This is a genomic window from Methylophaga thalassica (assembly GCF_030159795.1).
Lineage (GTDB): Bacteria > Pseudomonadota > Gammaproteobacteria > Nitrosococcales > Methylophagaceae > Methylophaga > Methylophaga thalassica.
In genome coordinates, this window is record NZ_BSND01000004.1 from 161,542 (window position 1) to 174,239 (window position 12,698).

Here is a 12,698-nt window from a genome sequence, read left to right on the forward strand (position 1 = left end):
TATCAATTAATTACACGCTAATCATCAACTAAAAACTGCGCTATTTCATCCTGCGTATAACGCGGCGTAATATACTTTGGGCAATTCCAGTCCATCGCTTGCAGCGTGATAACAATGCCTCGCTCAACAGGGGCCCGAAACTCAGCCACCTCAAGTTGTTCAACCAGACTGGCATTATCCTGTTCCTGAACCAATTCAGCACGGCCCCATAGTTTCAGCCGGCGTTTTTCGGCATAGTTCATCAAAAATAAACACACCTTATTATTGCCAAGAATATTACCCACCGTGAGATATTGCCGGTTGCCAGCAAAGTCAGCAAAGCCAATTTGTGTCTCATTCAACACTTTCAGAAAACCTTTTGGCCCGCCGCGGTGCTGAATATACGGCCAACCATCCTCATTCGTGGTTGCTATATAGAAGCTATCCTGTTGTTCGATAAACTGTTTTACTCGGGCATCAATAAATACTTCATCCGTTACACCATGTTCCAGTGTCTGATAAAGCGCGCGACTGCCCATATCAGACTGCACCTGTTTCACATGATCGGTGAACGCGATTTTGGTAAAGGCTCTGGCCATATTACTCTCCTCAGAATAACTGCCCGGCCAGAAGGCCGGGCACGCTCTGCTCTACGCCGCCTGATTCAAATCGACTTTAGGAAAGTCAATTTCGACACGACTGGCTTTACTCAGAATATCGTTAATAAGTTAATGCCTGTATGGGTAATCACTTCGACAATATCGGCATCAGTAAACCCTGCATCACGCATTTCCTGTAGTTCAGCGGTCGTCACATCACCTGTGTGCTCAGCTAGTTTGCGTGCAAACTTCACAGCCACAGCGGCTTTCGCATCATGGCTGTCACCCTGACGGTTGGCGGTAATCTCATCACTGTTGAGTCCGGTTTTACGTCCGATAGCCGTATGCGCTGATAAGCAATAGCTACATTCATTTTTCTGGGCCAGCGTTAATGCAATTCGCTCACGTGTGGCGGCATCCAAAGAGCCATTGCCAGCAATATGGTGAAACCCCAGAAAGGCTTTCAGTGCATCCGGTGAATTGGCAAACACCCGAAGGAAATTCGGCACGATGCCTAATTTTGCTTTAATGGCTGAAAATAATTCGGCTTGTTCGTTATTAGCCATATCGTCTGTGACGGTAGTGATTCTGCTCATGTTTGTTCTCCTATTGTCAGTAAATAATGCTGTTGTGTTTCCAGCGAGAACATTATTGGCTATTATCAGAAATATAATAATCAGACAAATGATTAATTAACTATTGCATAAAGTGGAATAATAAATGGACCGATTACACTTAATGACGGTGTTCGTGGCCGTGGTGGAAAACGAAGGTTTTGCTAGTGCCGCTCGTAAACTCAGACTAAGTCCCCCAGCCGTCAGCCGGGCCGTATCAGAACTGGAAACCCGGCTGGGTGTAAAACTGTTGCACCGAACCACCCGACACCTGCAAATCACCGATGCTGGTCAACGTTATTACAAAGATGCCAAACAAATTGTGGCTTTATCAGAAGAGGCCGATGATGCTGTCAGAGGCAGAAATGCCATCCCCAAAGGGCTGGTCAGAATTACTGCTTCCGTATTATTCGGGCGGCTTTATGTGATGGATGGGCTTATCAGTTATTTGAAAAACTACCCGGACATGCAGGTGGATGCCTTATTCGTTGATCGTGTGGTCAATATGCTGGAAGAGGGTGTCGATGTCGCAATACGAATTGGTGAACTACAGGACTCATCGTATAAAGCCATTAAAGTCGGGGCTATTCGTCGGGTTTTATGTGCATCGACGCCGTATCTGAAGGAACATGGCTACCCGAAAAAACCAGAAGACTTAGCCGACCACAGAATTATTCTAGCCAGAGGACTCAGCCCAAGTAACGAGCTTAAGTTTATAAATAAAGGCAAAGCCACCAGTGTCAGAGTCAATCCATTTTTAACCGTCAGTGATAATTTCTCGGCAGAAAAAGCCGTGTTAGCTGATATGGGCATCTCTCGGTTTCTGTCTTATCAAGTCGCCGATAGCCTCGAGAGCGGGGCATTAAAAATCATTCTAAGCGAATACGAACATCCACCCGTCCCCGTGCATGTGGTGCACAGAGAAGGCCGTTATTCTTCAGCCAGAACACGGAGCCTGATTGACTGGATGGTAGAGCACCTACGTTCACAAACGTCGTTGAATTAAACGCAAAACAACTAGCTATCCAGAGTCGATATGCTCTGGATAGCCGATATGATCAGTGTGTATCTCTACTATTAAATACGAACTTATCCAACGCTATTTTGCCTGGTCCCCAAAGCAATAGAGAAAATAGCAATCCACCCCAGATAACGTGTAATAAAAAAGCCGCCGCAGGCATTTCTGCCAAACTGATAACAGCCACAAAATTAAATATAAACAAACCGATAGCGGCTACCGGGGTTAATAAGCCAATTAGCAGCAACACCGGTAAAGCGATCTCTGCGGCCGTGCCAATATAAGCCGCAATATCATGTCTTAAAAACGGCACGCTATATTCATATTCAAATAAAAACAGGGTGGACTCCCAGTCTTTTAATTTATTAAAGCCAGCAAAGAAAAAGACAGAGAACAGGTAAAACCTGACACTGAGTAAAGTCAGTGATTCAACTACCGATCGCGCCTTTATAAGTTGCCCGCTATACGGGACGCGTAAATTAAGATAAGTCATCGTGTTTTCTCCTGATAAAAGCCAGTGATAAGCCCCTCACTGATGGATTGTTGTAACCATGTTTCAAAATTAAATTGAGGATTAACCTGGTCCAGTGCATCAGAAATACCGCAGCCGGAAACAGTGATCCTGAGCCAATCGATCTCTGCCTCATCCACCTCACGGACATTGGCCTTCCATTGAGGCCGCCAAACCAGGGCGTGTTGACCGCTGCCATCTGAGAGTTTGTTTTTTGCCTGTTGAAAAAAAGATTGGCGTTGATGTTTATCTGAGGCCTGATGTGCCTGCCAGATATAAACCACGGGGTAATTCGATTCAAGCAGCGCCACGCCAGCACAATATTGAAGTTTCAGGCTTGCCAAGTCTGCTTCTGATGCAAGATCAAACCCGCTCATATTAACCACATCACACGCACGCTCGGCTTTATGGCAAAGCCAGTCGAGCCTGGCACAGTCTTTAATGAATGGATAATCGTCCAGATCCTGATGTTGTTCTAACCAGTCTGGTAGGGTTTCCCCCCACATGCCCCAGTCACCTTCGGTCAATAGTTCATGCTGGATAAAGTCCCTTATCAACAAGCTAAACACGTCCTCACCCAGCAGTTGAACGACGGTTGGATAAGTGATGGCTAAGGCTCTATTGGCATTCATCAACAGATTATTTCTGTAGATAGAAACCGCCTCTATGCTGTAAGTGGAAGTTGTCTGCAGCCAAAGTGCCTGAAATAAATCTGACTGATAATTAGCCATGGTCAGACACCTTATTTGCATAGTCCTTAGCGCGCATAGCTTCGTCGATAAGTTCGGACCATTCGGGTAATCTGCTATCCCATTCAACTAAGGTAGGTACATGACCAAAACGTTGAATGGCCGCTGAATAAGCCATCCAGCAGTCATCACTGACTGGGCCACTATGATCATCAATCCACATTTCAGCTGAAGGCTCGGCAATGCCGGCTAAATGAATTTCACCGACAAAGTTCGTATCCAATTCTGAAATGAACTGTAAAACATCATCTAAAGGTGATTGTGACTGTTGATTGACCGCATTGACATGAAGATTGTGAACATCCAGCAACACAGCACAGCCTGTCGACTGACAAAGTAAATTAAAAAATTCTGCTTCAGGTATGACAGAGTCAGTTATGGGTAAATACGACGAAATGTTTTCAACAAGTAGTTGCTGACCAAAAACATCCTGCACGCGTCGGATATTACGACACATGACTTTCAACGTTTCTTTATCAAATCTGATAGGCAGTAAGTCACCGGCATGCACAGTCTTGTCACCCTGACTCGACCAACTAAAGCAGGCATGATCCGATACTAATAAGGGTGAATAGCGTTCAATCAACCGTCGCATTTTCTGGATATGGGCCAAGGGCGGGGGAGTGAATGAACCCAACCCCAGTGAAGTACCATGAAAACTCAGCTTATACCGCTCAGAAATACGCTCCAATATGGCATGAGACATACCACCATCGGCAAAAAAATTCTCTGCATGCACTTCAACGAAGTCTATGGAGGCCGGTTCTAAGGCGGCTTCATAATGTTTGGATCGTAATCCTACACCGACTTGTATCATCTCAGCCTCCATAGGTTCGTCACGGGTCATTAGTTTGTAAGAAGCTTCTTCGCTTCATCTTTGGATAAGCCACCCAGATCGGTACAGGTACCGGCTGGCACCAGTTTCCATTCACCTGGATCGTTGTCCGTTTTAGATTGAGCGGCACATGAGTGCGTACCCGCCAAGTTGGCACAGTCGTTTTGACCTGCTTTCGCCACGCCGTAGCATTTTTCTTTACTCGCCGCATAGGCATTGATTGGGGCTGTTACGCCCAGTGATACAGTCGCTGCAATTGCAGCAGCAATAATTGCGTTGTTTTTCATCACTTCATTCCTTATATAAGTATTAAGCTTGGATAGTGTGGTCAATCCAGGCATGCACGTTTTCAACCGCCTGTGAGCCAATCAGCGAATCAACTGCACTGCCATTTTTAAACATGATGAGTGTCGGTACAGAGCGAACATGAAAGGTCTCACGAATGGCGGGCATATCATCGACATCCACTTCAGCCACACTAATATCGCTACGAGTCTTTGAAACTGACTCAATAATCGGGCTATAAATTTGGCAAGGGTTGCACCAGGAAGCTGAGATTTTCAGTAATAAATAGGCATGACGCTGTGCCTCAGCTTCTAGCTCGTCATGAGTAGTAATTCTTCGCATTGTTAAACTCCTTAATGAAAGCCCTGACTTACTCGAGCAAGTAAAGCCAGGGCTAAAGCACCTAAAATGTTTCAAGTGTTTTATCACTGAAAGTTTTGATGGTTGGCCAGGTGTCATTGGCATTGGTGATATAGCCAGGAATATCTTCAACCCAGAGTTTTTGCACATCTTTATTCAGGTTCAGATAGAGCTTGCCATCCACCACACGCCAAGCAGTTGGGTCTGTATCAAACTTTCTGCCTTTGGTGACGCCATAAGCACAAAAGCCACCGAACTGTGGGGCATATTTGGCTGGCTCAGCACGGAATAAATCGCGATTTTTTTCACTGCTAAAGTGATAAATCGCATTTTTATAGGTCGCGGTATATTCACTCGAACCTTTAGTGGGTGCCGCTTTGGTGAAATACGCCACTGGGTCATAACCCTGAATAGCCAGGTCATTGGCATTGGCATTCATATCAATATCTGCTGCCAATGTTGCTGCTGAAAGCGTGATCGCAACCGCTGCTGTAGTCGTCATTAAAAATTGCTTTATCATGGTTTACATCTCCGTTATAGGTATTTGTATTAATTACAGTTTCGATTCGTTACACATTAAGTGACTGATGATTTTCGAATCAGCGGAGACATTATTTCTCATTCAGATTTATAAAATAATAGGACGAATGATTAAAAAACTATTACGCAAACTGAAATAATTAAGCTGCAATGTTTTTCATAAAAATCAGTAGTCAGCCAGCTTGAAAGGGGAGAGACGAGATAACGTGGTTTATCACTATCGATAAATAGTGCTACTTTATGAGATTGATTATTACTTAGATCATCCAATATGCCATTCAGAAAAAAACAGCAACACAGAGCCTTATTCGGCACGAAACAGCAGAGAAGGAATAAGGGAAAATGGCGTTGGATATTCTTTTTACTTTTGCTAACAATGGTTTGTGTCGCCATTTATCACGTTAACAAGCCTTTGCCCGCAGGTGTTAATTTCACCAGCCCCCAACGCACAGCCACGGATGTACAGTTTCTGGCAGACAGAACCTACACCGTTGATGGCGAGCGCCAAACGCAGCAACAGATTTTCGATACCGTATTTGAGATGATTGCCAACGCACGCCATATCGTGCTGGTTGATATGTTTTTATTTAATGACTATCTGGGCAAGGGCTCGGAACAACATAGACCACTTTCAGATGAACTCAGCAAAGCGTTGATTGCTCAGAAAAAGCGTTATCCGGGTCTACAAATACACGTCATTTCCGATCCCATTAATAGCCTTTATGTCGGGCTTCCTTCCAAACATTTTGCTGAGCTTAAAGCGGCAGGCATACCCGTCACGCAAACTGACTTAACTCAATTACGTGATAGCAACCCGGCTTATTCCGGTTTTTGGCGTTTGTTGATTCAGCCATTTGGTAATAGTGAAGGCGGATGGTTACCCAATCCGTTTGGTGAAGGACAAGTCTCTGTAAGAAGCTATCTCAACTTACTGAATTTCAAAGCGAATCACCGCAAGTTACTGATCGCTGATAATGGCTCAGAATTAACCGCATTAGTGACCTCGGCCAATCCACATGATGGCAGCAGCGCCCATGGCAATGTGGCCTTACGCTTTAATGGGCCGACGGCATGGGATTTACTGGAGAGCGAAAAGGCCGTGCTGGCATTATCAGGTAAAGCCTTAGCCAAAGTGGCACTTCCACAAAAGGCTGAAAACACGGACAGTAATCTCAGTGTGCAAGTCGTCACCGAGAATGCCGTAGAACAAGCCGCATTAGCCATGATTAACCAAGCTAAATCGGGTGATAAGCTGGATATGGCGATGTTCTACTTATCTGATCGGGATATTGTGGAAGCACTGAAATCTGCACAAACGAGAGGTGTCGTGTTAAGAGTATTGCTGGATCCCAATAAAGATGCCTTCGGGCGACAAAAAAATGGTATTCCGAATCGTCCAGTGGCCCATGAATTAACGCAAGCCGGTATTACCGTTCGTTGGTGTGATACCCATGGCGAACAATGTCATGCTAAATGGCTGATGCACCGTGGCGCTGGTGAAACAACCATGTTACTTGGCTCAACCAATTTCACCCGACGCAATTTACACAATCTTAATCTTGAAACCAGTGTGATTGTAAAAGGGCCAGCCAACGCAGCACCTTTTCGGCGTGGTCGTAGCTGGTTTGATGAACGCTGGCATAATCTGTATGGCCGTCATTACAGCGTGGACTATGAAAACTATGCAGATGAAAGACGTTGGCCCCAACTGTTATATCGCACCATGGAAGCCACAGGGCTCAGTACGTTTTAGTTAAAGCTAAAAATGGGATAACCCAAAAGAATGTCACGCCCAGGTGGGCGTGACGATTCTAACAGGCAATGGTTTACTGAGCTTGTGGCTCTTCCAGATAACGGAAGAAGTCCGAGTCAGCATTGAGCATAAGCGTACTATTCGCACCCAAGGCCCGGTAGCTTTCCAGCGTACGGAAGAAAGAATAGAACTCGGCATCAGCGCCGAAAGCTTCACCATAAATACGCGTCGCTTCAGCATCTGCCTCACCGCGTATTTTCTCGGCATCACGCGCGGCTTCAGAACGAATGCGACGTAGATCGCGTTCCATATTACCCAGGATTTCCTGGCTACGGCCCCGACCTTCAGAACGGAAACGCTCAGCAATAGACTGACGTTCAGCAATCATCCGACTTTCTACCTGACGACGAACTGATTGAATGTAATTGACGCGTTTAATACGCACATCATCAAGCTCAATCCCCAGTGCTGGCATAGAATCCCGAGCCCGTTTCAGGATACCGGCTTCCAGTAATTCACGCCCCAGTTTCGGTTGTTTCTCCAGATTAACGTCACTGCGTTCAGCCAGGGCGGGGTCATCTAACTCCGCGACATTCACTTGCCAGTCTTTCGAGCGAACGATCTCTTCCAGTTCGGTGGACGACACCATATCTCTCACCACCGAATCAATGATGTCATCGAGTCGAGTACGTGCACCGGCTTCATCGCGAACACTGGTTAAAAAGAGTAGGGGATCAGTGATTCTCCAGCGTGCCGTGGTATCCACAAGAATAAACTCACGACCCAGTGTCGGAATCTGAGTTACATCACCATCCCAGACCAACAGACGTTTATCGAAATAACGGACATTCTGCCAGGGGAGTTTGAACTTCAGCCCCGACTCATTAATGACATCGCCAATTGGTTCACCGAACTGGACCAGAATGGCTTGTTCAGCTTCATCTACGGTATAGAGAGTAAGGTTACCGAGGATAACGGCTAACACAACGATGAAGGCAAGTAGTGAGGTTTTCATTTGTCACCTCCAATGGTTTTACGATTCACATCGATCAATGGCAACGGCCCGACTTGGCCATCCTGTACCACCAAAATTTGGCCGATATTCGGCAGGATCTCATTTAACGTTTCCAGATAGAGACGTGAACGCGTCACCGTGGGGGCTTGTTGGTATTCACGCAAAACAGCACTAAAACGTGTACTTTCACCATCGGCCCGGTTCACCCGTTCCGTGGCATAACCTTCAGCCTCAGCGACGGTTCGAAGCGCAGCACCCTCAGCGTTTGGAATCTCCTGATTCACTCGTTTTTGTGCCTCATTAATCATACGTTCGCGCTCCTGACGGGCTTCATTCACTTCATTGAAGGCAGGTTGAACAGCAGGGGGCGGCACCACATCCTGCATTTCAACGGTACTAATACGAATCCCGGCATCGTATTGGTTGAGTATCTCCTGAATCTCATCACCGGCTTTCTGCTGAATCTCCACCCGGCCGATAGTCAGTACCTCTGAGCCCAGCATATTACCGACAATGCGACGCATCACAGACTCGGAAATATCACGCAGGGTTCGGGTAGGTTCACGCATCTGATAGAGAAACTTGATAGGGTCTTCAATACGGTATTGCACCACCCACTCAACATCGATCATATTCAAATCGCCAGTGAGCATTAATGACTCATCTTCAAATTCGGCCGCACTGTAGGTGGAGCTTTCTCCCTGACGGGTTCCCCGAGTGCGAAAGCCAAACTCCTGTTTCAACACGCGTTCAGTAGCGACCAGTTGTATTTGATCAATACCAAACGGAATTTTGAAATGCAGACCCGGATCAGTAATCCCTTTGACGGAACCGAAGCGTTTCACCACAGCGCGCTGTTCCGGTTGCACCGTATAGAAAGAAGTCATTGCACCCCACACCAGCAGAATAACTAGTAGGACGCCAATAAAGCCGCCACCTAACTTGCCACGCGAAGGGCCGCGGCCACCACCAGTCAACTTTTTTATTAATTCAAACAGGTCAGGTGGCCCAGAAGGCCCTCGACCATCGTCTTTTACAGATTGAATCATCTTCTCTCTCCTTTATTTGAAAGGCCAGTCTACTCTTTAGGGGCGGCTGTGTACGGTATTGGGGCAAAATGGTTAAGGAGTCTGGCGTCGGCAAGTAGTAATGACGTGGTGATAATGCTGAGGGATAGGTATAGTTTTTTTGTTGGGATGAGGTGATCGCAACATTTCAAGCCTCTATAATTTAACTTCAACTCGTAAAATGCTAGGCAAAGCTTAAATTCGTGATAACCTCTGGCCTTACTCAAGAACAAGACAAATAAAGGCATAGCCGTGATCCGCTACTATCTCGCCCGCAGGATGGTAAATGCGTATTGCAGATGTAGCCAGAGAAAATATTTAATAACGTTGATCTACAAAGAAACGTTTCAAAAAGTCGCTCTGGAAGTGATTGAAAAGCTATTGCTGTTATTTGATTGTAAGCTAGATGAACACATAAAAAACTGCCATAACGAACAGTTACATATTCGTTTATACCATCATTGAACACATTAAATTGGAAATAAGGAAAGCATGACAAGCACACAACAACGCGCCGCCCTACAACGTCAGATATGGGCTATTGCCAACGATGTTCGCGGTGCGGTAGACGGCTGGGATTTTAAACAATATGTCCTCGGTACACTGTTTTACCGCTTTATCAGTGAGAACTTTGCCGCTTATATAGAAGGTGGCGATGACAGTATTCATTATGCTGAATTACCTGATAGCGTGATCACACCCGAAATCAAAGACGACGCTATCAAAACCAAAGGTTATTTCATTTATCCCAGCCAGTTGTTTATTAATGTAGCGAAAGCAGCTAATACCAATGAAAGCTTAAATACTGATTTAGCTGCTATCTTTGCTGCCATCGAGACCTCAGCTAGTGGTTATCCATCTGAAGTCGATATCAAGGGTTTGTTTGCGGACTTCGATACCACCAGTAATCGTCTTGGTTATACCGTAAAAGATAAAAATCAACGCTTGGCTCATGTGCTAAAAGGTGTGGCAGGTTTGGATTTTGGCCAGTTTGATGATGCCCATATCGATCTATTCGGTGATGCCTACGAATATTTAATTTCCAATTACGCCGCCAATGCAGGTAAATCAGGCGGGGAGTTTTTCACGCCACAGCATGTATCCAAGCTTATTGCCCAACTGGCGATGCACAAACAAACCAGTGTCAATAAAATTTATGACCCAGCCTGTGGTTCCGGCTCACTACTGCTGCAAGCCAAAAAGCATTTCGACGCCCATATTATCGAAGAAGGTTTCTTCGGCCAGGAGATTAATCACACCACTTACAACCTGGCACGGATGAACATGTTTTTGCATAACATCAATTACGACAAATTCAATATGCAGCTGGGCAACACTCTGACAGAACCACACTTTGGCGATGAAAAACCCTTTGATGCCATCGTTTCCAATCCGCCGTACTCGGTGAAGTGGGTTGGTTCAGAAGATCCAACCTTGATTAACGATGAACGTTTTGCTCCAGCCGGTGTGCTGGCGCCGAAATCCAAAGCAGATTTTGCTTTTGTTTTACATGCACTCAGTTATCTATCCGGCAAAGGCCGCGCTGCCATCGTCTGCTTTCCGGGGATTTTTTATCGCGGTGGTGCCGAGCAAAAAATTCGCAAGTATTTGGTGGATAACAACTATGTAGAAACTGTCATTTCGCTGGCACCTAATCTGTTTTTTGGCACCACTATCGCCGTGAACATTCTGGTCTTGGCTAAAAACAAAATCACTACCGATACTCAGTTTATTGATGCCAGTGGCGAGGCTTATTTTAAAAAAGAAACGAATACCAACGTACTCACAGATAAGCATATTGAAGACATCATGCAGGTGTTTGGTAGCAAAGAGGATATCGAGCACTTTGCGAAGTCAGTCCCGTTTGAGCAAATTGCAGACAATGATTACAACCTATCGGTGAGTAGTTATGTTGAAGCCAAAAATACTCGCGAATTAATAGATATTGCTGAGCTTAATGCCGAACTCAAAACCACTGTCGCCAAGATCACTCAGCTGCGTGAAGACATTGATGCGATTGTTGCGGAGATCGAGGGATGAGCGAATTGAGCTTTATGGAGAAACTACTGGGTGGGGTTGATATTGGATGGCTGCCTCTAGGTGAAGTTACAAAATACGAACAGCCAACTAAATATCTGGTGAAGTCCAAAAAGTATGATGATGATTTTGATACACCTGTTTTGACAGCAGGTAAAACCTTTATCCTCGGGTATACAGATGAGACCGAAGGGATAAATCAAGCCTCAATCAATCCTGTAATTATCTTCGATGACTTTACAACCGCCAATAAATGGGTTGATTTTGACTTTAAAGCTAAGTCATCCGCTATGAAAATGATTACTTCAAATGACAAAGAAAAGTTTTCTCTTAAGTACGTTTACTATTGGCTTAACACTCTTCCAACTGGATTGACTGAAGGCGATCATAAGCGTCAGTGGATTAGTAATTACTCTAATAAAAGCGTCCCCATCCCCTGTCCAAATAACCCAGAAAAATCCCTCGAAATCCAGGCCGAAATCGTCCGTATACTGGACGCATTTACCGCCATGACCGCCGAGCTGACCGCCGAGCTGACCGCCGAGCTTAGCCTACGTAAAAAACAATACAACTACTATCGCGATAAACTGTTGAGTTTTGAAGAAGTAGAAGTGGAGTGGAAGACGTTAGAGCATCTTTGTACATCCATATCTGCGGGTGGGGATGTGCCTAAAAACAGTGTTAAAGGCCAAACGCACCCAACTGTCGAATATCCGTATCCAATCTATGCAAACGCTATTGAAGAAAAAGGGTTATATGGCTTCACTGATGACTTTAAGATTGATAGTGATGCAGTAACTATCTCTGCGCGTGGGGCAAAAGTCGGATACCATGCTGTCCGAGAAGCTAAGTTCACACCGATAATTCGGTTAATTGTTTTAGTTGCCAACAAGAAACTTATTAGTACTAAGTATCTAAATTATGTTTTAGATATGTCTGCCATAGGAGGAACTGATGCTGGAATACCGCAGCTAACTGTACCAATGGTAAAAAAAATTACGGTTCCAATTCCTTTTCCAAATGACCCAGATAAGTCACTTGCAGAACAAGCCCGAATCATCTCGATCCTCGACAAATTTAATGTACTGACCACCTCCGTCACCGAAGGCCTACCTCGCGAAATCGAGCTACGCCAGAAGCAATACGAATATTATCGTGATTTACTGCTGAGCTTTCCAAAGCCAGATACTAAGAAAGTGGCTTGATATGTTGATGATGTTGGGAAGGATTGTCCTGCAAAGAGTAGAGAAGAAGCTATGTGAGCTGAGAGGATGTAGAGCACTCATAGTTATGGTGTCGGAGTTATTTTTCCATTCAAACCGTTCATTCATTAAAT

The 12,698-nt window shown here is 45.2% G+C and carries 14 protein-coding genes; 4 read left to right on the top strand and 10 right to left on the bottom strand.

Annotation, left to right across the window (positions count from 1 at the left end; genetic code table 11):
- Positions 1 to 17: 17 nt before the first annotated feature.
- Both QQL60_RS05630 and QQL60_RS05635 read right to left on the bottom strand, forming a co-directional pair.
- Complete coding sequence (locus QQL60_RS05630; RefSeq protein ID WP_284722697.1) at positions 18 to 578, bottom strand: pyridoxamine 5'-phosphate oxidase family protein; 561 nt, start codon at positions 576 to 578, stop codon at positions 18 to 20.
- Between the two features lie 110 nt (positions 579 to 688).
- Positions 689 to 1,174, bottom strand: coding sequence for a peroxidase-related enzyme (locus QQL60_RS05635; protein ID WP_284722698.1), 486 nt, complete (start codon positions 1,172 to 1,174; stop codon positions 689 to 691).
- A gap of 124 nt (positions 1,175 to 1,298) precedes the next feature.
- Between QQL60_RS05635 and QQL60_RS05640 the strand changes: the two genes are divergently transcribed.
- Positions 1,299 to 2,198: a LysR family transcriptional regulator gene (locus tag QQL60_RS05640; protein ID WP_284451169.1), complete on the top strand. Its 900-nt coding sequence runs from the start codon at positions 1,299 to 1,301 to the stop codon at positions 2,196 to 2,198.
- Between the two features lie 52 nt (positions 2,199 to 2,250).
- On the opposite strand, the gene QQL60_RS05645 is transcribed toward QQL60_RS05640, so the two are convergent.
- The 6 genes from QQL60_RS05645 to QQL60_RS05670 form a co-directional block, all read right to left on the bottom strand.
- The gene (locus QQL60_RS05645) at positions 2,251 to 2,703 is read right to left on the bottom strand and encodes a DoxX family protein (RefSeq protein WP_284722699.1); all 453 of its coding nucleotides are present in this window, start codon (positions 2,701 to 2,703) and stop codon (positions 2,251 to 2,253) included.
- Positions 2,700 to 3,452 carry an HvfC/BufC N-terminal domain-containing protein gene (locus QQL60_RS05650; RefSeq protein ID WP_284722700.1) on the bottom strand — a complete coding sequence of 251 codons (753 nt, stop codon included), beginning with the start codon at positions 3,450 to 3,452 and terminating at the stop codon, positions 2,700 to 2,702. The genes QQL60_RS05645 and QQL60_RS05650 overlap by 4 nt, the downstream gene beginning before the upstream one ends.
- Complete coding sequence (locus tag QQL60_RS05655; protein WP_284722701.1) at positions 3,445 to 4,287, bottom strand: MbnB/TglH/ChrH family RiPP precursor modification enzyme; 843 nt, start codon at positions 4,285 to 4,287, stop codon at positions 3,445 to 3,447. Before QQL60_RS05655 ends, QQL60_RS05650 begins: the two co-directional genes overlap by 8 nt.
- A gap of 29 nt (positions 4,288 to 4,316) precedes the next feature.
- Positions 4,317 to 4,592 (bottom strand): BufA1 family periplasmic bufferin-type metallophore, encoded by a 276-nt coding sequence (locus QQL60_RS05660; RefSeq protein ID WP_007145063.1) that lies wholly within the window; start codon positions 4,590 to 4,592, stop codon positions 4,317 to 4,319.
- A gap of 22 nt (positions 4,593 to 4,614) precedes the next feature.
- Positions 4,615 to 4,932 carry a thioredoxin family protein gene (locus QQL60_RS05665; protein ID WP_007145062.1) on the bottom strand — a complete coding sequence of 106 codons (318 nt, stop codon included), beginning with the start codon at positions 4,930 to 4,932 and terminating at the stop codon, positions 4,615 to 4,617.
- Between the two features lie 61 nt (positions 4,933 to 4,993).
- Positions 4,994 to 5,470 (bottom strand): YHS domain-containing (seleno)protein, encoded by a 477-nt coding sequence (locus QQL60_RS05670; RefSeq protein ID WP_007145061.1) that lies wholly within the window; start codon positions 5,468 to 5,470, stop codon positions 4,994 to 4,996.
- Positions 5,471 to 5,761: 291 nt separating this feature from the next.
- Between QQL60_RS05670 and QQL60_RS05675 the strand changes: the two genes are divergently transcribed.
- Complete coding sequence (locus tag QQL60_RS05675; RefSeq protein WP_284722702.1) at positions 5,762 to 7,243, top strand: phospholipase D family protein; 1,482 nt, start codon at positions 5,762 to 5,764, stop codon at positions 7,241 to 7,243.
- A gap of 73 nt (positions 7,244 to 7,316) precedes the next feature.
- On the opposite strand, the gene hflC is transcribed toward QQL60_RS05675, so the two are convergent.
- Both hflC and hflK read right to left on the bottom strand, forming a co-directional pair.
- Positions 7,317 to 8,258 (bottom strand): protease modulator HflC, encoded by a 942-nt coding sequence (gene hflC / locus QQL60_RS05680; RefSeq protein ID WP_284722703.1) that lies wholly within the window; start codon positions 8,256 to 8,258, stop codon positions 7,317 to 7,319.
- A complete protein-coding gene (gene hflK, locus QQL60_RS05685) occupies positions 8,255 to 9,307 on the bottom strand; it encodes an FtsH protease activity modulator HflK (RefSeq protein WP_284722704.1) in 1,053 nt (350 codons plus the stop codon). Before hflK ends, hflC begins: the two co-directional genes overlap by 4 nt.
- A gap of 510 nt (positions 9,308 to 9,817) precedes the next feature.
- Between hflK and QQL60_RS05690 the strand changes: the two genes are divergently transcribed.
- Together QQL60_RS05690 and QQL60_RS05695 are read left to right on the top strand one after the other, a co-directional pair.
- Complete coding sequence (locus tag QQL60_RS05690) at positions 9,818 to 11,365, top strand: type I restriction-modification system subunit M (protein ID WP_284722705.1); 1,548 nt, start codon at positions 9,818 to 9,820, stop codon at positions 11,363 to 11,365.
- Positions 11,362 to 12,567 (top strand): restriction endonuclease subunit S, encoded by a 1,206-nt coding sequence (locus tag QQL60_RS05695; RefSeq protein ID WP_284722706.1) that lies wholly within the window; start codon positions 11,362 to 11,364, stop codon positions 12,565 to 12,567. Before QQL60_RS05690 ends, QQL60_RS05695 begins: the two co-directional genes overlap by 4 nt.
- Positions 12,568 to 12,698 lie beyond the last annotated feature (131 nt).